This is a genomic window from Clostridioides sp. LIBA-6622 (genome assembly GCF_056716095.1).
Genome location: NZ_CP196998.1, coordinates 2525516 through 2549741 on the forward strand (window position 1 = coordinate 2525516; position 24226 = coordinate 2549741).

Annotated in this window: 19 protein-coding genes; all 19 read right to left on the reverse strand. The window is 25.8% G+C overall.

Annotation, left to right across the window (positions count from 1 at the left end; genetic code table 11):
• Window positions 1–6 precede the first annotated feature (6 nt).
• The 19 genes from ACTG47_RS12030 to ACTG47_RS12120 all read right to left on the reverse strand — a co-directional run bounded on the left by ACTG47_RS12030 (window position 7) and on the right by ACTG47_RS12120 (window position 24211).
• Window positions 7–1125 (reverse strand): hypothetical protein, encoded by a 1119-nt coding sequence (locus ACTG47_RS12030; protein ID WP_479924724.1) that lies wholly within the window; start codon window positions 1123–1125, stop codon window positions 7–9.
• Window positions 1126–1800: a hypothetical protein gene (locus tag ACTG47_RS12035; protein ID WP_479924725.1), complete on the reverse strand. Its 675-nt coding sequence runs from the start codon at window positions 1798–1800 to the stop codon at window positions 1126–1128. It abuts the gene before it with no gap.
• An 8-nt stretch (window positions 1801–1808) separates the two neighbouring features.
• Complete coding sequence (locus ACTG47_RS12040) at window positions 1809–2624, reverse strand: hypothetical protein (RefSeq protein ID WP_479924726.1); 816 nt, start codon at window positions 2622–2624, stop codon at window positions 1809–1811.
• Window positions 2608–3015, reverse strand: coding sequence for a hypothetical protein (locus tag ACTG47_RS12045; RefSeq protein WP_479924727.1), 408 nt, complete (start codon window positions 3013–3015; stop codon window positions 2608–2610). Before ACTG47_RS12045 ends, ACTG47_RS12040 begins: the two co-directional genes overlap by 17 nt.
• Window positions 3008–3784: a hypothetical protein gene (locus tag ACTG47_RS12050; RefSeq protein ID WP_479924728.1), complete on the reverse strand. Its 777-nt coding sequence runs from the start codon at window positions 3782–3784 to the stop codon at window positions 3008–3010. The genes ACTG47_RS12045 and ACTG47_RS12050 overlap by 8 nt, the downstream gene beginning before the upstream one ends.
• A 38-nt stretch (window positions 3785–3822) precedes the next feature.
• Window positions 3823–7452 (reverse strand): hypothetical protein, encoded by a 3630-nt coding sequence (locus ACTG47_RS12055; protein ID WP_479924729.1) that lies wholly within the window; start codon window positions 7450–7452, stop codon window positions 3823–3825.
• Between the two features lie 38 nt (window positions 7453–7490).
• On the reverse strand, window positions 7491–7856 hold the full coding sequence (locus ACTG47_RS12060) for a hypothetical protein (RefSeq protein ID WP_479924730.1): 366 nt from the start codon (window positions 7854–7856) through the stop codon (window positions 7491–7493).
• Entirely contained in the window at window positions 7849–8883 is a 1035-nt protein-coding gene (locus ACTG47_RS12065; protein ID WP_479924731.1) for a hypothetical protein, read from the reverse strand. Before ACTG47_RS12065 ends, ACTG47_RS12060 begins: the two co-directional genes overlap by 8 nt.
• A 1-nt stretch (window position 8884) precedes the next feature.
• Window positions 8885–9367, reverse strand: a complete 483-nt coding sequence (locus ACTG47_RS12070; RefSeq protein ID WP_479924732.1) for a hypothetical protein — start codon at window positions 9365–9367, stop codon at window positions 8885–8887.
• A 21-nt stretch (window positions 9368–9388) separates the two neighbouring features.
• A complete protein-coding gene (locus ACTG47_RS12075) occupies window positions 9389–10510 on the reverse strand; it encodes a hypothetical protein (RefSeq protein WP_479924733.1) in 1122 nt (373 codons plus the stop codon).
• Complete coding sequence (locus ACTG47_RS12080) at window positions 10491–11108, reverse strand: hypothetical protein (RefSeq protein ID WP_479924734.1); 618 nt, start codon at window positions 11106–11108, stop codon at window positions 10491–10493. The genes ACTG47_RS12075 and ACTG47_RS12080 overlap by 20 nt, the downstream gene beginning before the upstream one ends.
• 114 nt (window positions 11109–11222) lie before the next feature.
• Window positions 11223–11903: a hypothetical protein gene (locus tag ACTG47_RS12085; protein WP_054270800.1), complete on the reverse strand. Its 681-nt coding sequence runs from the start codon at window positions 11901–11903 to the stop codon at window positions 11223–11225.
• Window positions 11904–11950: 47 nt separating this feature from the next.
• Window positions 11951–14257, reverse strand: a complete 2307-nt coding sequence (locus ACTG47_RS12090; RefSeq protein ID WP_479924735.1) for a hypothetical protein — start codon at window positions 14255–14257, stop codon at window positions 11951–11953.
• A 71-nt stretch (window positions 14258–14328) separates the two neighbouring features.
• Window positions 14329–14934 (reverse strand): hypothetical protein, encoded by a 606-nt coding sequence (locus tag ACTG47_RS12095; RefSeq protein WP_169469958.1) that lies wholly within the window; start codon window positions 14932–14934, stop codon window positions 14329–14331.
• A 4-nt stretch (window positions 14935–14938) separates the two neighbouring features.
• The gene (locus tag ACTG47_RS12100; protein ID WP_479924736.1) at window positions 14939–16450 is read right to left on the reverse strand and encodes a hypothetical protein; all 1512 of its coding nucleotides are present in this window, start codon (window positions 16448–16450) and stop codon (window positions 14939–14941) included.
• 194 nt (window positions 16451–16644) lie between these two features.
• Window positions 16645–18138 (reverse strand): hypothetical protein, encoded by a 1494-nt coding sequence (locus tag ACTG47_RS12105; protein WP_479924737.1) that lies wholly within the window; start codon window positions 18136–18138, stop codon window positions 16645–16647.
• Window positions 18138–20159, reverse strand: a complete 2022-nt coding sequence (locus ACTG47_RS12110) for a discoidin domain-containing protein (protein ID WP_479924738.1) — start codon at window positions 20157–20159, stop codon at window positions 18138–18140. Before ACTG47_RS12110 ends, ACTG47_RS12105 begins: the two co-directional genes overlap by 1 nt.
• Window position 20160: 1 nt before the next feature.
• Complete coding sequence (locus tag ACTG47_RS12115) at window positions 20161–21987, reverse strand: hypothetical protein (RefSeq protein WP_479924739.1); 1827 nt, start codon at window positions 21985–21987, stop codon at window positions 20161–20163.
• On the reverse strand, window positions 21980–24211 hold the full coding sequence (locus ACTG47_RS12120; protein WP_479924740.1) for a LamG-like jellyroll fold domain-containing protein: 2232 nt from the start codon (window positions 24209–24211) through the stop codon (window positions 21980–21982). Before ACTG47_RS12120 ends, ACTG47_RS12115 begins: the two co-directional genes overlap by 8 nt.
• Between the last annotated feature and the right edge of the window lie 15 nt (window positions 24212–24226).

A 24226-nucleotide genomic window follows, 5' to 3' on the forward strand; every position in this document is an offset into this window, starting at 1 on the left:
TCCAGTCTACTTTTTATAATATCCATATTTTGAAAAACCTTTTATACTTGAATCAAGAAATGTTGGTAAAAACGAAAAAGTATTATCATAATCTTCATCTTCTCTTACCCATATATCTTCATCATATTTAAAATCATTCCAAAAAATCGAAGTATCTTCTTTTATTTTTGTTACATAATCAATTAATAGCTTAGTTGGGGTTGCATCTGAATTATATAATTCTATACTTAATTTTTTATTATTTGTATCTACTAATTCATACATTTCAAGACTCTTTATAAAAGAAACAATTGATGATTGATTTTTTTTATCAGGATTTCCCTTTAAAAAAATTTCCCCTCTAGAAGTAATGTAAACATCATCTAAATCTATTAAATTATTATCTATTGATATAGTATTTACCAAAATCATCTTTTCAGATATAATAAAATCTTTACTCATGTCTTTCCATTCTTTTACTTCTCTAATTCCAAGTTCTCTTGAAATTCCATTGGCAAGACCTCGTTTTGTAGAATTAGCCGGATTTTTAAAAACATCAAGAATTCTAAGCTTATAGTCATGATTCTTTTCTCCATTAAGCCTAGAACAACCCACTAAAGAACCAAACTCATCAAAAAAGTTCCATACATGATATGAATTTAACTCAAATAAAAATTCTTTATTATTATACTTTATTTTTATTTTTCCAAAAGGCAAATCTTCTTCTTTATCATATGATTCTCTAACATAAATTACTTTTTTCTTTTCATCAATAAAATAATAATCTGGCTGACTTATATTATTTTCTAAATTTTTTTCATTTTTCTTTATTCCAAAAAAAGTATACAAATCCCAACTTCTTTCAAGTATAAGTTGACTTGTATACACCATAGAAATATTATTTATATTAAAGTTACTTGGTAATAAAACTTTATATACCAAATCAACAAAATCTTCATCTGCTGACTCAATATAGATTTGCTTTGAAGCATAAAACAATATTTCTTCTATTTCTTCTAACTCCATGCCAAAAATATTTAAAAATTCAATCCCAATAGATTCGTTAGGTTTTTTCTTCATTTCAAACCAAAAGGGAAGCATTGACCTTATTTTTTCTGTATATCTTGCAAAATCACTTTCTTTCATTTAGATAATCACTCCTCTAAACTTAAGCCCTACTAAATCTCCATTTAATTTATTTAATGTTTTATTTGCATCAAACATAATATCATTCATTACAAATAGAAGTGTATCAAATACTGTTATAGACTTATTGTATATATCTGGATAAAAAGCAGATACACAAATTTCTTGAATCCTATCAACTATTTCATGCTGCCTATCTAAATTCCAATGATTATACTTATCCATTACTATATCAAGTACATTTACTTCTTCTTGTGAATAACAAGTATTATCTTTATAAAAACTTTTCAAATCAGCAATAATATTATTTAATGTATAAACACTCTCTGTATATAATTCATCTGTATCTACTATCTTTCCAGAATCCACCTTTTTACATAGCTTTAAAGCATGAATTTTAAATATATTCATATGATTAATTAATATTTCTCTAAAAACAGCCTCTTTTCCCTTATTTTCAAGTGTAAAATGTATTTTTATAATATTTTTATTTAGTTCTATTTTTTTAAATATTGGATGCGAATACAGCATTAACTGATTATTTGTGGCTCTATACTGTTCTTTATTCTTTATCTTATATTTTTTTCTGCCTAAGTAAGCTCCAACTACAGTTATAATTGCAGTTATAATTGCTACAAAACTCTTTATTAATTCCAAATATACATTTTCAGTCATTATGTCCCCTATATAATTACTACAGAATCCTCGTCTGGAGAAACAATAAATTTCTCATCCCATCTGCAATCATGATTAATTAACAAACAATTTTTATTGTTTATCTTAATACTGTTACAAGAATAAGTTAGTATAGAATCACTAACTTGCATTATTCTTTGAGTCAGCTCATTTATAAATAGTGATTCTCCTATGTTTATTGAATTTATATAGCTTATAATTTTTTCTCTTACAGATACTCTTATAGACTGTTTCTCTATTTCATCTATGTACGAAGAAAAAACTAAATCTATATTTAGCTTTAAATATTTAAAATTAGGTAACTTTACTACAACCTTTTCTCCAAATGATGTTATATTTAATAATGCTTCTTTTACACTTGAAAGCAAATCTTCATCATCTATATTTTCAGCTATTGGCACAATAGTCATACTACCTGGACCATGAGAGTATCTTTTTAATATTACATCTTTTACACCTTCTATGCTTAAAATAGCTAATCTTATTGAAGTTTCATTTGCCTTAGCCAAAGTTAATGTTTGATGAGTAATTCTTTTTCGATAATCTTCATCTGATTCTTCAAATAATCTTTCGCATCCCACTAATAAACCTATAGCGTTTAGAAATTTGCCTGTAGCTGTCGTTACAAAAGCTTGAAGATGACTCATTGTAAGTACATCATAAAATTCTGATATATTTTTATTTATTATGTCAGAAAAAAGTTTAGCTATAGAACCAGGACTTGTGTCAAATCCAATTTTATTTAACTCAGCTTCTGTTTCTTTAACCAGAGATTCAAAATTTTTATTATGTATTAATATCATACTTGATTTTCACCCCACTAACTATATCAACCTCCATGTTAATAACAATAGGATTGTTATTTCTTTCTTTTATGAAAATTAATAATTCTATCTTATCTCTGCATATTTTAGGTATAAAAAACAAACTATTTTTTCCAACTAACCTATCACAAAATAATGCATTTTCAATAGATGTTATAATTAAATCTAGTGTATCTTTATTATTTAATTTTCCTAAAAATTTTTCTATATCTGAACCTATATAGTCCACATTAAACCAATCTTTTGTTACAGATTTTATTCTGCAAATACATTTTTGTCTAAGCAAATTATCTGAATTTAAATATAGCAAATTATTGGAATCATTATCATATATAAGTTCTCCACTATCTGTTATGCAGAAATCAAACATTTTTATCTACTCCATTTATCTCTATCTTTTTTGTATCAATAACTATTTCATTCCCAGATAAAAAAATTTTATCTTTGGCACATATATTTATATTATTTGAGATTACTGACCAGTTTTCTGATTTAGTAGAAAAATCGCCAAAAACTTCTATAGTTTTATTTTCAGCGTTTATCCTTAATCCAACATTATTTGATGTAAATATATCTATACTGCTATCATCTCTCAATTTTACAATAGAAGATTTCTTAGGATGATATATACCAACTTCTCTTCCTGAGAAAATCCCTTTTTTTTCTTTTTTTTCTAAAACACTATCAATAGGATTTTTATCCATAAAATCTTTATATTTTAATTTATTTTTATTATCATAATCTAGCCAAGTCTCACTCACCTTTTTAGTTATTTCTCTTGAGTCTTGCTTTATATTTGATAACAAACATCCTTTTCTAATGTGAGCTTGCCTTTTTCTTGATAGATATTTGTGTAATTCATTCGCTAGTCCTGTTATCTTAGGCTGAAACACAGAACCATTATTAAATTGTATATAGACTTTGTCACCTTTTTCCAATGGTGATAAATGAACTCCTTCTCCTATATTTTGTACAGGTACATTTGAAAAAACTGTACTATTACCTTTTACATTCTCCACATATATATCTGCTGTATTTTTGTGTACATTAAAATCTATAACTTTTCCTATAGAAGTTGTAAATATTGTGTTTGAATATGGATCTATAATGTTATCTATTAATTTATCTTTGAGCTTCACATAATCACCCCTACTTTAGATTAAACTTCTTATATGAATTAGATTTTATATAATGGATATGTAATTATAGTGTTTTTATAATTAAACATTTCATATTGTGCAGTAAGCATACTGTTTATATTATAATAATTATCTAATCTTGTTTTTTTAAAATTATCAACTGTATTGTTTAAATTTACTAATCTTTCATTATTTAATATGTTTGATACAGAAAACAATATTTTATTACAGGATTTTAGTATATTACTCATACCACTATATTTTAATGAATTTGTAGTCAGTAAACCAGGTGTAATTGATGTTGTAAATCCAGTTTTCATATTTAGAGAGTGTGTTACTTTCCTTGCTAAACATACACCCACTATCCCTTCAAACAAATCATTAATTGCTATTAAATCATGTACATTTACTTGCGGTTTTCCTGTAATAATCAAATCTCCATTATAAGCTTCTTTCCATGAATTTTGAATTTCTGATATGCAATTTCTTATGGACATATGTTTATTATTTGCATATAATTCTCTATATTTTAAACTTTCATCATCTAATCTAGAAAACATATTAAAGTTTTGTATTCTTGAATTATCCAATACCTTAAACCTTTGACTTGACCATTTTATATTGCAATCACTTATTATAAAAGGTGTAGATTCTAAATTTCCTAATACATTATAAATTCCTCTTACATTTGTTATTAAATTATTATTATCTATAATCATATTATTTTCTATAATAGAGTCATAAAAATCAACTATATGCATTTGTGAAAAAGCCTTAGAGTACTCATATATATCATTTTTTATATCGTTTATATTAAATTTATACATCCAAATAGGTAAACCAAAAAATAATCTATGTTCAAATAAAAATGGTTTTGGATACACTACAAATTCAGGCATAGATTTTTCACTCATTTTACATATATCCCATATCTTTTTACCTATTGGTAAAAACTCATAAATTGATTCACTTATATAATCAACACTCTGAATATCATTAAAGTATACTCCTTTATAATTACTTAAATATATATTTTTAGATATGTCATTTTGAATTGCTTTGTAAGTTTCTATATAATTAAAATCATACACGCCAAAATGCTCTACACCATATTTACTCTTAAGACTTTCTTCTTTACATTCAACATTTTGGAGTTCTGTTTTTAAATTTCTCTTACTTATTAAGTCTAATATTATATTACTTGCATCTTTTTTAAAATCTATATTATCATCTAGAAAATTCATTTTTTCATCAAGATATTTATCTGTAAGCTCTATCCCATCTGATTTTGCTTCTATTGATATATTATCTTTTAAAATATTTATTTCAACTATAGTACCATTAAATACAATTGGATATTTTGAAGGGTTTGAACCATATCCCATACGAATATGTACTCTAGTACCCTCTTTTAAAACTTTTCGGCTATCTAATTTATTTCTTTTTTCTAATAGCTTTAAATTAGTTTCATATTTTGACTCTTTTTTATATCCCTCTAAAAATTTAAATGGTACAAGTTGATTTTCATTAAATATATTTAAAGTGTCATTTTTTATATAATCATTATCATCTAAATTTTTCTTATTATTAAAATTCTTAGAAATGATTACTTTTGCATTTGATATAGGAGAATCAACATCTTGTGATATTTCTATCTCCTTGACAGACTTATATATATAGTAGTTTGTCCAACTTTTTTGTCCATCTGAAGAATCTCTATCTTCATCACATAACATAAGTATAAAGTTTGGAAATGCTCTAGTAAGAGTACCTTTTTGTGAATATAAAAATTCATCCACTAACATATTTTCTACAACTGTATTTGGGTTATTTTTAGGAAGTTCTTTAAAGTCTTGTTTGGGTTTTACTTGTTCAATATTAAATTGTCCAATTTCGTTGCCATGTATTTTATTAAAGTTTTCATTCTTAAATATTAAATTTTCATCAGAAGCTGTCTCTTCTCCAAATTCATTATCTGATTTATTTATATTTTGAGTTTCGTATCCATATTTATATTTTGGTTCTACAACTATATCTGATTTAATATTTTCTAGTTGTGTATTAACTTTATTACATTCAGGTCTATCAGAGTATATAATATAAAAATCTGGTTCAACAAAACCATTATATTTTTCATTTTCCTCTATATTATTCATAGCAATACTTGTTCTAGGATATTTTATAAGATATGTTTGTTTAACTCCATTTTTAAATCTAAAATCTCTTACCCTTTGTATAGCATTGTCTATTTCATCATACTTTGGTAAATTGAGAGTTGGATACATTTCTAAACGCATAATTTTCTTGTTAGCACAGATATCTTGCATAGTTTTCTTATCTATACCTCTAGATGTATAGTCTATAAAATCATCTTCTGTACCTAGTCTACCTTCAGGAATTTCATTATACTCATATCCCTCTGCTTCTTTAACTTCATCAAATGGCCTAAACCCTATTGGTTTCATCTTTTGGATTTTATCTATATCATAACTTCTACATTTAATAGTTATATCATATAGTCCAGAAAACCCTAACACAGTATCCACTTGAACATCTTTTATAGTCATATATTCTGTTCCAGTTAGATTAACAAGTTCATTTTCCACTTTTATAATATCTATATTTTCAAGATTTCTATCTTTATTATTTAATTTGTTGAATTTTTTTATTATACTCTTGTCATTAGTTTTAAATAAAAAGACAAAGTCAATTTCATTAAATCCTATGTATTGTTTTGTTGGAATTTCACCATTATTTAGTTTTATGTTAGAAAATATATTATTTAAATTAAAATTGATATATGTAAGATACACATTTTCTTTATCACTCAATATTTCATCAAAATAGATTTCATTTATTATAGTGGTTTTGCTCTTTATTTTATTGGAATCGATATTTTGTAAATGAAATCTTTTAAATGCAAATTTACCAGTGAAGTTTACTGACTCTGTCCTGTTAATGATTGATAAATTAGAATTTTCAAGATTCCTTTGAGTATAAAATCTATACAAATCCCAATCTATATAATTATCTAATAAAACATCATCTTTATTAAAATAAGGATTTGCATTAAATTCTTCCATAATTATTTTAATTCTTAGACTCTCAGAAAAACCTTCTACCGTTTCAACTGACATACTTTTTAAGGCTACATTGTTTATACTATTTGCATCATTTACAACTTTACACTCAATTGGAACAAATGGAGTATATTTAAATTGACAAATTAAATTTCTTAATCCGTCTACATAATATTTGAAATCAAATGGTGATTCCACCTTATATCCATTAACTTGATTTATACCATTTGTCATTAAGTTTACAAATATTTCTCTTCTTATATTATGTTTTTTAGATTGCTCTATATTTACAAACATATCCTCATTAAGACTTTCACTATCATTGGTAGAAGTTATACCTATATATTCTGGAGGTATTTCAAAACAGCAATCTCCTATTCTAAAAATATTATCAATATTGTTTTTATATTTGAGTCTATGCTCATACTGAATATATTCGTAATAACTTAATGGTTTACCACTTTGTTGTCTAAGTGTTGATTCTTTATATAGCATATTGACTATTTCTTGACTATCTCTATCTGTTATTTCCTGAGCAATGGCTCCATAATATGATTGACTTGAACTTTTATTAGACTCATTATCCATAAATTCACCCTCTTTAGCTCATAAGTACTTTTATAAACTCATAAAATAATTTTAGATATTATTTTTTCAATTTCATCATTTGTTATATCTTTCCTATCATCTTGTATTGTAGTTCTTATATTTAAATTTTTTATATTTCTAAATAAATTTTTTATAATCTTTTCACCATAATCTATATTAATACCTAAAGGTGATTGAGCAGATATTTTCATATTTAATGCCTCATCATTCTCTATCAAAATATCATCTTCTATTATCTTGTCTTTACTTTCTAAATTACAATATTCATCATTTAATTTAGATTTAATATTATTAAAAACGACCTTAGCTTTCATTCGTCTCCCTAATAAAAAGTTTTCATATTCTTCATAAAATTTTTCTTCAATATTACTTATACTATTCATCTATAATATCTCCAATCATTTTTAACATCTTTATTTTAAATTTTTCAAGTCTATTTTCATAAAAATTTAAATCTATATTTGAATCTTTTCCACCTAAAATATAATTTATATCAATATTTTTATAGCCTGCTCTGTTTAAAATATCTCTTATTTCTAAATGAATCTTTGATATGTTATTGTTATAGTCTTTCAAACTTTCGTCAGTGTAAAAATCATTTATTTTAGAATTTATTCTATAATTACTATTTGTAAAATCATCTTCGTTTTTTTTAAAGTTTTTGTTTTTATCATTTTTATTTTCTATGTTCAAAACATCTGAGCTTATATATTTAGTTTCCATATTTAGTTTTTGTATACTTTTATTCTCTAATACTTTTAGTTTATCTGGAGTATCCCATTTTGTATTTATAAATTTATTAGAATTTAGATGATAGTCTTTAGGTTTTATATCATTAATTTTGATGTTTTGCTTATTTAAACTTTTTATCTTATTCTGACTATTCATATATTCTTTATTAGATTTATTATTTAAATAATCTTTGTCATATTCAAGATTTACATCTACACCTCTTAATTTGAGAATATATTCAGACTTAGCTGTCATATCCATGAGCTTCTCATAATCCCAATCACATATCTCTTTAAGAGAAATATCTGGAAATGCTGCTTTTACAAATAATTTACTTTGTTCTAAAAAAACATTAAGTTTTTCTCTACTTTCCTCAAAACAATTTACCAATGAATTTTCATTTAAAATGTGTGATTCATAAACTATTCTTTTAGAAATTTCATCTGTTAATCCTGCTATTGAACTTTTTGAGAAAATGAATTCTTCAGGATATATTAATGCAGATTGACATATAAAATCATTAAACTCTTCGTATGTATTAGAAATAATACTAGCCTTCATATATATATTTAGATTAATCAATTTAAATATATATTCATGTATACCAAATTTGATATGAATTAATTTTTTATAACCCATTTTTTCTTTTATATTTATAATATCTTGTATTGAAAGCATTCTATATTACCTCTATTACAAAGTCTTTTGTAAAACCTGATTTCTCCATAATCACTTCAGAATATGAAGTTGGTAATCCTGCTTTAGAATTATCTTTCCAATCATAGTTTTCTGGCCATAACGTAACAGTTTGACATATAATTTCTTCACGCTCTAAAGTATCAATATTTTGAAGAGACAATAATTGCTTATATTCAAATCTATTAATAGTTCTAAATATAAACTTCTTTTTTAAAATATCAATCATATATATATCATAATCAGACCATTTCTTTTTCCATTTTTGTAATTGAATTGTTCCTGGACCATCTTCAAATAATGGAATATCTTCTAATCCTAAATCTTTCAGTTTTTCATTTTTACTTTCATCATTAAAAACATCTGCATATAAATCAATTTCATCTATATTGTTTCCATATTGGGATTCTAAATCTAACTTAGCCTGTTTTGCCAATAATTCTATGTCTTTTTCATCATAATTCATTTAAGCCCCTCCAAACACTATTTAATTGTTAATTTCAATTACATCTTTTGCTATAAATTCATAAATATCGTACACAGGATTTCCTGTTGTGTCTATTTCTTGACTTACTGATATAGGTGATACTCCAATAATTTTTCGATATTTTTCTTTTTTGTCTCCATATATAAGACTTATAGAAAAGTTACTCTTCCTAAGTGTACTTATATTATTAGGATTAAAAGAAAGTTGATAGTCTGAATCTCCTAAGTCAAATTTTTTCTTATTCTCTCCATAATAGTAATCCTCTGTTAAACTATCTATCAAATTATAATCACATTCTAATTCATCATAAATAAAAGAATTTATAGCTTTTAGATTACAAGGCGATTTATATTGATTCTCTTCTTGTTTATCTTTAATACAGATTTCTTTTTCACTATTCTTCAAAATAATTATATTATAATTGGAATATAATTTTCTAAATATCAAACTCCAGGTCTTCTTACACAATCTTCCAGTTGGTATTATCTTATGTTCTTTTTGAAAAATCTTAATCATATCATATGTACACACACAATAATAACCATATTTTAATTCACTAAAGCTTCGTTCCTCATACATATATCCCATATATACTAAAGCTGTTTGAACAGAATGTACTCTAATATCATATTTGCTACCAAAATTAACATAGAACAGAGATTTATCATAAAGAAATGAGACATCATTGTCATATACATTACATTGATTTTTATATAAGACATTGTCATATTCTCCATATATACATTTATCATTTAGATTTCTTAAATCATATCCATATATCCAATCTGGTATAGATATTTTTTCTTTTTTATTTGAAATAGACTCATCACAAGTATTATTTTGTTCTAAAGAATTAGAGAAATTTTTTAAAGCATTGCTGACAGGGATTTTTATATAACCTAATACTATCCTATTTCCAATAGCTATATTATCAAATGTATTAGATGTATATCCATAAATAGGTTTACTTTGTTCTTTGACATAAAATTTTATTGCAGATATTTGTTTATTATGTTTTCCATTTATATAAATCAATACATCCGAACTACCATAAAACTCTTCTTTATATGTACTATAATCTCTCCTTTTTTTATTTACATCATCAAAGTTTAAATTTGTCATATTTAATGCCTTTCAAATTGCTTTTTTTTGAATATTCATATCCTTCAATCGTAAAATCATAATAGAATACTGAATTTGAGTATATATTTGAATTACTTATATTATTTGATACTGTTTTATGAGTTGATAAATCTGCAAAATCATTCAAATCTATTGCTACAAAGTGAATTGTATTTTTTATAAAAACATCTTCAATAGAAATAATTTGACTATCATTGGTAATATCTATGCCATATATCATCATTTGTGTGGCATATTTGTATTCATTTAAAGACACTATCATCACATCAAATAAGGGCAATTCATCTGAACTAATCTTTTTTTTATTAGATAAAATTGAAACTTTATTTGTCAAATCACTTATTAGATTCTGATTTATTAAAGTAAAATCCATTTTCCCAGAAATCATCTTAGGTCCTCGAGTATATCCAGATACATGTGTACTTCCTATCGATGCTACTGGCTTTTTATTTCTTTGAATTGAGTAGGATATACTTGTCAAGCTACCTAAAAGAATTGGCTTAGATTCTGGAAATAAAATAAATGCGAGAGAATCTGTACTTGAGAATGCTTTGTAAAAAGTATTATCTAAATCCATTTTATTTACCTCTCTTTTTATTTATATTTAGAAAAAACCCATGTAGTTTTTAAATACACAAAATATACTTACAAAGATTTAACTACATGAGTTTTTTAATTTTATGATTTATTTTTATTTTTCATCTTTTGAGTACACACCTTGTATAAGTGGTGATATTTTTCTAGCTCTATAATTTAGCTTTTTCTCTAAGACGATTGTATCAATAGATACCTCACTAGATTCATCTACTATATCAACATCATATATTTTTTGAAATGCACATTGACCTTGTTCATTTCCAAATGTCATTGTTATATCAAATGGTGGCAAAGAATCTAAATAAACTATTCTATTATCTCTTATCGGACTAAATCCATTAGGTACTTTAAAGTTTTCATCACTTACTCTAGAATTATTTTCATTATACTTAGACTTACTATTCATATTCATAGCATCTTGTGCTGTAACATTCCACTTCAACATTTCTACTGCATTTATAAAATTTTCCTCTTCAGTTATAGCTAAAGTTCCTGAAGTTGTAAATACTGTAGATTCTGATGATTTTAAAATGCTTTTCATAGATTTAATTAGAGAATCTTGGTCAAACATAGCAAATACTAATGACCCTTTAATCTCTCTTTTTCCACTTGAAAAACTTCGTGCATCTGGACTCCCTAATGTATATACTGGCTTTTTTTCACGTTCTATACTCCATGATATTTTTTGTAATTCTCCAATAACTTGATTTGCAAAGCTTACAATTAAATCAGCTCCAGAAAATGCTGTTAGTGTGTTTATATTCGTGCTTGCCATAGTGATATCTCCTAACCATTAAATCTAAATGGATATTTTCTTCCATTTTATTTTTTTAAACCTACTATAGTGGTTATTTTTCTAAGTTCTTGTGGTGCTACTATACCAACTTCTAGCTTAGCCTGTCCTAATATTAAATCTTGTTGTGTTGCTATTAGGTTAAAACTATAATCTAGTATAGCTCCTTGTAATAGTAATGTATCTAATCTCTTTGCAATTGTTGCACTTAATGCATTTCTCTGCTCTATTGTATTTGATTCTCCTATAAAAGGGTCTGCTACTTCTCTTATATTATCAGTTACTGCTCTCATAACCTTTAATGTAGATAATTTTGAGTATACACTATCTTTCTTTGCGGATGTTGGAGCATCCACTACAAAAACCTTATTTAAACAAGTTCTGCTATTTAATTTTTTAGAATTGAATGAAACAAATTTATTCCCTGTTATATCATTTAATTGTGCATTTGAAAAAGAGTACTTTAATGATTTTACACCACTTAATATCTTATTTGTTGGAGATGAATATGGTAAGATATTCGTATTTAAAGCAGCATAAAGCACTGCCGCATTTCCTTCTATAAGTGAACTTACCTTATGTTCAACTATAGGTGTAGGCCCTGCAACCACTGATATAAACTTTCCAAGGTCTATACAATTTCCCTGTCCATCAGTAATTATAGAGCCTTTATCATCTTTCATTAAAAACTCATTATTATATTGTGTTAAATATTTAGAGTGTAATTGAACACCTGACAAAGAAGTGTCTTTTAATAGATTCATTGATATCACGCCATATGTAGATTTATTTCTATAAGATAAGACTGCACAAAATAAAGCAAGTTCATATGCAAAATTTTGATGTCTGTCAAATAGTTTATCATCAGCATAAACGTCCAAAGGTACTATCCAATCTACATTGTAATTTTCAAGCAATTGATAAGCACCTTGTTTTACTATATATCCGTTTCTATCTCTTTCTCCTGATAATGCCTTAAATATCTCTTCCTTATTCATGCTTAAACCATTAGAACCACCTATAAAATATGTAGCTGATTTTATCAAATCTTTTGTTAGTACTTCTGGTGTTTCTGTTTCTGCAAAATATGTTGTTTGTAAATTATTTATTGCATCTACTAACTCTCCAAAGGTTATGTAGTCAAGAGTTGATAATATCAATGGTTCTTCACCAATACTCATTTTAGATTCTGGCTTAATTATTTTTACATATTTTCCTATATAATTACCAAAAGTATCTCTCAAATCTTCTATTTTCACTTGACCTAAATTATATATATCTCCAGCAAATCTAGATTTTAATCTTATTTTTCTTTCTATATTCTCTTTAAATGGCATATAATAACTTACTGATACTACTTGCCCCATTTCAAAACATTCTTTTTTAAGAGTTATAGTTTTTGATTTCTTATCTATTGAAAAAGAGTTCAAATCTAATACTTTACTTCCACCAACATATAATACAAGTGTTCCATCTATTGGAGTATTACTTAAAAGTAGTTTTTGAGTTGTTGTAGAAGTCATAAAAATATTTCCATCTAGTTGAGTTTCTATATCTTCTCCAACAACTTCTAACCTATAACCAACAGCCACTTTTTCTCCTTCACTTAAAAATGGCATTGTTATAACATTATCATTCATTTCAATGTCATCCTCTATAGCTTTACCATCATAAGTAGCTACTATAACAGCTCCATTTGGTATATTAGATAGAAAAATCTTTTTATCTTTATTTAAAGTCAAATATTCTGGTTTCTGCTCAACCCAATATCTATAACTATAAGATACTGAAACAGGCACCCCTGCATCACAAGCATTTTTTTCTATTGATATACTTTTTATAAATTCATTATATGTGAATCCAGATAATAGTTCAGTTCCTTTTGCATATACTCTAATTGAGTTTGGAATAATTCCTTTCCCACTTAGTTTTATATCAGTTTTTTCACAGCCTTGAATAATAGATAAATCCTCATCTATTTTTTTATTTCTTTCAACAACTTGCGATGGTGCACTTATATTTGATGTTGCACATGTACCAGATATTCTCATCACTCTTATATCTTTACATCCAGCATCTCTAGCTTGCTTATATGAGTGAACTAATGTTGAACCATTGGGAATTCCATTTAAATTAACATCTGAGCCAAATAGTAATTCTATAGAAGAGTCATCTATAGCTACTGGCTCCATTACTGGTCCATCAACTGCTGTACCAAGTAACAACATACTATCAGTATTGTATTCATCTGAGCTAAATCTAAGTGCAGAACCACCATCTTTAAATTCAACTAACATTCCTGGAAGATTAGGATACAAATTTCCTAAGTTTGCCATAAAGGTTTTCCTCCTTTAAATCTTGTAGATTTTACAGATTTTATACCAAGCAAAATTTACATTATTCTTGGTTAAATTCTATCCTGTATAGAAAATTTCATTTCTATACTTTTTAGTTTATTAACATTTAAAGTCTTTACTTTCTCTAATCGTATAAAATATTCAGATATTTTGACTGAAATATTTTTATCAAAACCTATGTTATCTTCAGTAGATACCTCTTTTAAAAAGAAAATCTCCCCAAGACCTTTTTTCTTTAGAAATCCTGTATAAGACACTATTATATCTTCGAAATATTCCATAAGTTTTCTACATTCTCTTTGTGTTTTAGCTAGAAATCTAAATTCTAGTATACAATCAAAACTTTGTCTATATACTCTAATGACCTTACCTGTTTTTTCTTTATTTTCATTTAATTCATCTATTACATCAGTCAACATTGGTTTATGACTTTTTCCTTTAGATGTTTCTCTTAATTTTACAATATAATTTATTTGTGGAAGTATAACTTTATTTGTTTCATCTTTTTTTATTGTCTCAAAGGAAATTGCTCCCCAATTATCCTCTAATTCTACTTTTAAAATCTCTCCTAATATTTCTTCCATTTTTTCAAAATTATCAATATGTTCTTCAGTTGTAAGTATATTTTTATTATTTTGCATAAATTCTATATCCATTTTTTCACCTACTTATACTCAATCCACTATAGGTTTTAACATACTCTAACATATACACTGTTTTTAAACTTAAATCTAAAAATAATTCTTCTGACTTATGTTTAGACAATTCATTTATTATATATTCACTTATAATTTCTTTATCTATTAATTCATCTAACAATTGTATTAAATTTTCTTTTAAATATCCAGATGATAGCAAAGCATCTATATTTTCACCTATGTGCGAATATAGCAATTTTTTTATATAACACATAGTCAATTGAATCATTCTTACATTGCATAAATACTTATATTCTGTATGCTCACTCATTGTAATTCCATTTGATACGACTACTCTTCTAAGTAGCTGACTAAATCTAAATGATACATATCCAAGTTCAGTCATTTTTTCTATTGTTGAAATATCGAATGTATTAAATAATGAAAATGATTCTGGAATTTCTTTATTTGTAGTATTTTCTATTATATTTAAACTGGCTATAAGAGGAGCATATACAATACTTGCATTTACAACATTAGTACCATATGTAGTATACATATCACCAGCTACTACACTTATCAATTGTTCGTAATTTTTATCAAATTTTGATACTTTATTTAACTTTTTAAAATATTCTAATCTACCAATATATTCTTTCTCATCTATCCAAATCTCATTAGTTGGATTAAGTCCAATTACACCATGAGTTATAATACCTGCTTTCATTTGGATTGTACAGAAATTAAGTAAGTGTTCATAAAAATTTAAGTATCTTTCTCCATCTTTCAGAGTTAGATATTCTCTAGTTAGGTCATAATGTTTATCTATTTTTTCTATATCATCTGTAAATGTATCATCATAGTATACTCCTAAAGGCATAATAATATCTATATCAAGCCCTTCCAAAATAGTGTATGTGTTATCTAAATTATTGTACATTGTGTTTTTATTGCAATCTAATCCACTATATCCTCCACTAAGCTTGTATATACTTTGATTTACTTCACTTATAGACTCCTTTGTTTCTATATAAGAATCGCAATAAATACTACAAATTATCATCCCTTTTAGTTTTTGAGAATCTTTATTTATAGCTTCTGATAAGTCATATAGTGTAGGATAATTTTTATATGGATATTTTAATACATAATCCCCTAAATTTTTGGGATAGATTACCTGCAGATCATCCTGATTTACTATTATTTCTATATTATTATATATTTCATTCGCATACTTTGATTTAATATGTATACAGTTTTTTATTATTTCACCATTGGCATATTTTGCATCTAAATAAACTTCTGCATGCACTCCTGTAACTTTGCATAGATAAACTTTACAATCTAATTTAGATTCTTTTATAATTTTATATGCTTTAACTAAAGAGCCTTTTCTACCAAAGGTTGAATTCATATGAGAAATTGAGTTTATTTTTATTGGAGTGTTTACTGGGCCAAATTCTGAAGTTCCTAATAGATAAATATTTTTACCATAAAACTCATGTTCATTAAATAGTTTTTTTGATGTGTTCATGTTTATTAAATTCCTTTTAAGCATCTTTATTTGTTATAATTCTTTAAGATTAGTTAAATACACTATGTATCTTGACATTATTTAATATACTATTACTTATATCTATTTTGTAAGTTTTAGATTAAATTTTATTTACTCCCCATAATAATTATTTTCTTATTTAAAATTTCATTTATTATAATGTTAATTGCTTCTTATATAAATGCTACTCCATAAGACATTAAACTAGAGCTTTTATCTAATAAGAATTTCAACTTGATACTTTGGCTTACATTGATAAATTCTTCAAGATTTACTGATATGTATTTATCATTATTTAAATATAAAATATTGTAATTGTCTTTTATACTTGCACAAATAATCATTCTATCTTTTTTATATTTATTTTCAATTACAGTGGAAGTTATTGAATAATTAAATATAAAAAGTTTATCTTCAGTAGGAAATGTATTTATTTTTATAAATGAACTAAAATTATTTTCATCAATTAAAGTAATCTTTAGTTCGTTTTTCTCATTTAACACAAAATCATTTTTATTAAACACATAGTCTACACTTAAGGAACCATTTACAATATCTATTAAATCAGTAGAAACTAAAGTGTGAGAATTATTTAGATTTACTATTTCTATAATTGCTTTAGGTTTTTTTATTGAGACATCTAAAATTATATTAGTTACATTAAAACAATTATTAATATCTCCAAAATAATTTATATCAAATATTGGAAATATATATGAATGTTTAATAATTAATACTGGTCTAAACCCAAATGTTGGTCCTTTATTATTAAAAGTATTGTTTGTTGAATAGTTTGTTAGACTAGAATACCCTCTAGTTATTATTTTAGAATTATCAGCTGCCGATATAGAACTTGTAATACTACAAATGTCCCAGTTCCAAATAGTTTTATCTCCTGGAGTTATTAGTCCATCTAAATCTGAATTTACAATATACTTATCATATTCAGATAAACCATTATTGTTAGAACCACCAGTTAATGAACGCACTATTAATACATTGTGAGGATAAGATTGATTATCCAATTCATTCCCATAAATAAATCCTTTTTGATTTAGTTCATCAAATGATAAGTTATGAAAAACTTTATCAGATATCAATATTGATTCTCTATCTGTATGATTTACACAAATAAAATTCATGTCTGTCCCACTATAAAAATCTGTGAAACCATTATTGTAAGTGTAATTACATGAAATGTATTCTCCAACTTTTATTACATTAATAATTCTATTTTTTTCTAAAGGTAAATCAGCAATATATCCATCTTCATTTATATCTATACAATCAACAACCACAAATCCTTCTTTAACAGGTGATATTACAACTTCATGTATAGAATTTTCTAGATTTTCTAAACTAATTGCAAGTACCTGTGAAATAGGTTGACTGTTATATGAATTAGCTATATATTCAATTCCATCAATAGTTATCTTGGTATTGTCTTTTGGTCTATTTGAATTTTTATCTGATATAAGTCTTAACTTATTTCCATAAAATTTGAATTTATAACTGCTATCAGTACTTTTAAGTAAAGTGCTTGAGCCTCCATAATAAGTACTATTAGACTCTGAACTACAGTTTTTATTTATAGATCGTATTTTTGATTCATCATATCTTTTCCAACCTGTTTCTGGTTGAAGTAATTGTTCCCCTGTAATAGTCATTATATATCACCACCTATTACTAACATAGGTCTAAATCCTAAAATAGAAGAGGTGTGGCTATGTGGAACTATGTCGAATCTTTTAGCGCTATAATCATCTATATATTCATCTTTATACCCTCTAGCCACAATCCCAGTTCCAGAAGGTCTTAGTCCATTCGTGCCTACAACTGATAAAATCGCAATGTTATCTGCTAAAGATGCAAGATATTTATAATTCCATATATTATTGTCACCAGCCTCTATATTTCCATCCAAATTACTTTTCCATATATATGTATCCCAATCATTAATAATTGGCCAACCTCCTTGATTTTTGTTAACTAAACTTGAAGAAGAATCTTTGTACTCATACTCTTTAAGCATTTCTAATTCACCTATAGCTACATAGCCTGTTGAACCTCTAAATTTAAACTTATAATATAAATACTCTACTTGTGAATTAAAATAATGATAAGATACCGCTCTAGCATTTTGAGGAAAGCTTGATGATTCATATATTTTTTCGAAATTTTCGTTGTCATTACTACCATATACAACGCACGAACTAGGAGCTTGAGGGAATGAATCACTATTTCTATTAGTGACCATAAATCCATTTGAAATTATCTTTTCTTTTTTTGATGATATTTTCATATATGGATTTGATTCATTAGCACTATGCCAACAATCATTGTCATTTATGTTTGATTTATTAAATGCTTTATATAAAAGAAGCCTGTCACCAGAGTCACCAAGAACGCTACTTGCACTTAATATGTATTCATCAGTTTCAATTGAATTTAAAGCTTTTTTAGGGAAAGATACTGTTATATCGTTATTATATGCTACTCCTCCATCTGGTAAACACATAGAAAATTCTTTATAAAAGAAATCTAAACATTTTATGGCTACACTTTTATCAACTGAATTTGAATTTGTTATTTTTATTCGATAATGTTTATAAAAATTTTCATTTTTAAACATATAGTTTTTTATTTGGTCATGTTTTGGAGCAGGATTTTCTTTAACTGTATGTAAAATAACCCAATTTAATTCATCGTTACTAGCTTCTATAGTCCATTCTGTTGCAGATTGTGGGTATTGTTCACTATTTCCAAAATGAAATTTATAAAAATTTATTCTTTGAGGTTGAGTTTTGAAAGTAACTTGCAAAGTGTGTGGGTAGCCAAAACCTTTACTATGCCATCCTAGTTTACTTCCAAAAGCTTTGTATGCATATCTCTCATTGTACACACTACTGGCTTTTAAAACATATTCATCTGTTTCATCACTTTCACAAACATTTAGAGGAAATATTTTTTCTTTATAAAATATGTCTAAATTACCATTAATCTCATTCCAAGATATATTATTTTGTATATTTCTATCTGCTATTAATTTATTATCATCTACTTTAACAAAAAAGAATTTTCCATCTGGAGTTGAATTTGATACATCCCTTGTAATTTCCTCACAGTTACAATTTCCCAATTCTGAAAAATCTCCTATTTTTCCAGCAGTAGAAGCTGTATATCTACAAGATATTATATCTCCTATCTCCATATCTTCTATTGAAGTTAGTTGTGTTAATCTACCCTCTATTGGGGATAAGATATACCCATCTTCGTCTATATCTACACAATCAAATAAGAAGTGAACATATTGACTTTTTTTATTTACAGAAATTTTAACATTATGTATTTTATTTTCTAATCCTAACTTTTCATATACCACTGTAGAAATATTGCCACTATTGTCTTTTGTACTGAATTGTTCAATTACACCATCAATATCGATATCAACTACATCAGACCTATCACTAAACTTAACACAAAACAATCTTATCTTTGTTCCAATAAATGTAAAATTAATATTAGTTTCATCATGAGGTGCATCAATAACATATGAACATGAACCACCATAACATGTGCTTAATGATGTTCTCTTGTAATTTTTAGAATACAATATATTTATATGATTATCGTCATATCTTTTCCAACCAGTTTTTGTTTGAACAGGTATATTTCCAGTACTGGTCATGTTATTCACCTTCTCTTTCTAATGTATCGAGTTTAGTGTCTATATAATAGTTAGATGTATAATTAGCTGAAAGATTTAATTCTTTATCATATTTTAATTGAATTTTTAAATCAGATATATTTAGATTTTTATTTATTAAATCAATTTTCGGATTTACAATTTCATTTACTATTTTTACTATCTCTTCTTTGTTTACAGACTCTGAGCCTCCTTCGCTATATGGAGGAAGTGGATTTAATTCAATATTATCAAAATTAATTGGTTCAATATCATCACAAATTAATTTATATGCATTTAAAACAGTATCTTTATCCATTAATAATAGTAGATTAACGTTATTTGAATTTATGTTAAAAATAGAATTTATGTCAAAAACATTGTAATTAATATTATCTATAGTGTAAATTCCAATAATTGCACCAGTAGATTTTAATTTAACTTTCATATTTTTATACTCTCTATCAAATGATATATTTTCAGTCAAGATTATTTTAGAATATTGAATAATACCTTTATTATGTTTAAATACTTTTATAAACTTAGAATTTGAAATATAGCCATTTTCATCTTCTATAATGATTTCTAGGAGATTTACTCCATTTGACAATTCAATATTACTTATATCTAAATTTAAATTATCTTCATTTACACTTAATAAATCTGTATATAATATCTCTATGTTATTTTTATCTGTTATTTTAACTTTTATTTTTGATACTTCTATTGTTTTGTCTAATAATATATTTGTTAAGCTTATAATCCCATCACATTCTCCAAAAGTATAATCAATATTAAATTCTGGATATAAATATATATTATTTATAATTAAAACTGGTCTAAACCCGATTGTGTCGTTTTTAGTAGATGTATTTACCACATTATATAAATTTGAACTTGTACCACCTCTAATTATCACTTTAGTATTATCTGAATCAGAAAAAGTGTCAGTTATAGATACTAAATTGTGATGCCATATATCTTTATTTCCAGAAATAATTAAGTCATTTAAAGTAGAATTTAAAATATATTTATTATATTCTGAATGTAAGTAACTGTCATTATATGGACTGTCTGTAATTGATTTTATAATACATGAGTAACCTTTATATGGGTTATTATCCAATTCTTTTCCATAAATAAAACCTTTATTGTTTATTTCATCAAAGCTTAAGTTTGGAATTACTGTATCGGAAATTAAGATATGTTGATTAAAATTATTTTTAACACAGATAAAGTTTAATGTTTTTCCATCACCAAAATTTGAAAATCCATTATCATAAGTATAATCACAAGATATATATTCTCCAACTTGAATATCATTAATTATTTTATTTGGTTCTAGTTTATAATGTAGTAATTGTCCTCTTGTATCAATATCAATTGAATCTAGACTTAAGTAGTGATCTCCATAAGGAGCACTCGTAGGTGGTGAAGTTCCTGGTTCTATATATAATTTAACTGTATGAATACTATCAATTAAATCAAGTTTTTCAAAAAATAACATTTGATAAATGTAATTAGGATGTACAAGACTTGGTGTACATTGGCTAGCTATAAATTTCTCTCCATCTATTTCTATAGTACATTTATTAGTATGAGAAGCATCAGAAGCAGCATCCATTAATCGTAGTTTTGTACCAGTAAATCTAAATTCTAATGCACCATTCTCATTATGCTTATAATTGGATATGCAAGATGTATTGTTATAAGCAGATGTATTATTATTATATATAGTCCATTTATTTATATATTTTATTCTGCTATCTGCATTATCATATCGTTTCCATCCTTGCTCTGGTTGTGGCAAACCACTTCCTATATTAGCCATTTTTTCCACCTGCCTCTGTAATTAACATAGGTCTAAACCCTGTATTTTTAGCAACAGATGAAGATAAATATATATTAAATCTTTTTGCTGACAAATCGTCAACATCTTCAGTTTTCCCACGAATTGGTATTAATATATTTCCACTTGTTGGTTCTATATTTTCATTGTTAATATCTTTTAATCCTGTAACAACTTTCTCTTTACATAAGGAAGCTATATCGTTATAATTCCATATATCATTATCTCCTGATGTTATATTTCCTTTTAAATCACTATTTCTTATGTATTTATCCCAATCGTTTTCTGTTGGCCAGCCACCTTTATTTTTATTAATTAAACTTGGAGATGTATTTTTATATTCATCTTCTTTAAATAATTCTAATTCACCTATAGCTACATATGAATCCACACGTTGAAAATTAAACTTATAATGTAAATATTCTACTTGCGAATTAAAATAATGACAAGAAGTTGCTTTATTTCCTGAAGGCAAATTTGATGTTTCATATATCTTTTCGAAAATTGTATTATCATTACTTCCATATACAGTACAAGAGGATGGAGGTTGGATGGAGCCAGGACAATTTCTGTTGGTTAACATAAACCCACAAGTTAGTATTTTTTCTTTTTTTGATGATATTTTTATATATGGATTAGCTTCAGAATTACTATGCCAACAGTCATTAGAATCTATATTTGTTTTGTTGAAAGCCAAATACGCAAGATATCCTGCACTGTATGTTGAACTTTGTTCTAAAATGTAGTCATCACTTTCATTTGATGTTAAAACTTTCTTTGGAAAAGATACAATTGTATCATCATTATAGGCTATACCTCCATTTGGAATAGTATAATAATAATCATTAATATAATCATATTCTTTTACACAATTACTAATAGTTGCAGTATTTTTAGTTGGCGATAAATCATAAAGCCTATCTCCAATTGCATTAGTAGATTTTAGTAGACAAATTAGATTTTCTTCATTACCAGTCAGATTATATTCTATAGTTGCTGGGTCTATTGCTTTATCCCATATTGCAAACTCTGATATTTTTCCAGTTAATCTAGTATCTCCGGATACGTCAAATCCAAATCCAGGTTCTCCTCCTAATACAAGGTGGCTTGTATTTCCATATATAACAGAAGCCTTTTGTTTTTCATTTGATTTTAAAGTTAATCCATCATATATTTTAAATGATTCTCCATTATACGATATATAAAAAGTTTTCCATCCATTAGTAGAGGTGTCAACATTAAATCCAGTAATAAAATATGAACTTGTAGAATTTGTAGAAATTTCAAATCTAAAATATCTATCTTCTGGTACATAACAACAAGCATAACCGCCAACTTGTGTACAGCTAAAAAATCTATGTTCTGCCCCAACTGTCCAGTCTTCTAAATATACTCTTATTTTTATTGTTATCTCTTTAGTGGTTCTGATTTTTTCTATAGGTACACTTACATATGATGATTTACCATCAAATACTAAAGAATTTGGAGAAAACATTTTACAAGTTAATTTACTTTTATTTAATTCATTCCATGAAATAGATGATTGAACATTTCTATCAGCAATAAATTTATTATCATCAACTTTTATAAAATAAAACTTTCCATCTGGTGTATCTGATGAAGTGTCTACATCTATTCCATCACAATTACAAATTCCAAGTTCTGAAAAATATCCTACTTTCCCAGAAATAGGGGCTATATATTTACAAGGAATTATATCTCCTATTTCCATAGATTCTAATGTAGATTTTTTATTTAATTTAGTTTCAATTAAATCCATCATATATCCATTTTCATCTATATCTATGCAATCTAAGAAAAAGTGAACTACGCTATTTTTATTTACTGAAATTTCAACATTATGTACTTTATTATACAAGTTTAATTTTTCATATACTATTTTAGAAATATTATTTACATTTTCTCTAGTGCTGAACTGCTCAATGACTCCATCAATACTAATATCAACAATATTAGACCTATCAACACAGGTAACACATATTAATCTTATTTTTGTACCAATAAATTTAAAATTGATATTAGTTTTATCATGTGATACATTTGAAATACATGTACATGCTCCACCATAACATGAACTTAAATCAAATCTGTGATATAGATTAGAGTATAATATATTTACATAATTATCATCATATCTTCTCCAACCCATTTCTGGTTGAGGAAGTATATCTCCAACTGTAGCCATTTATTCACCTTCTTT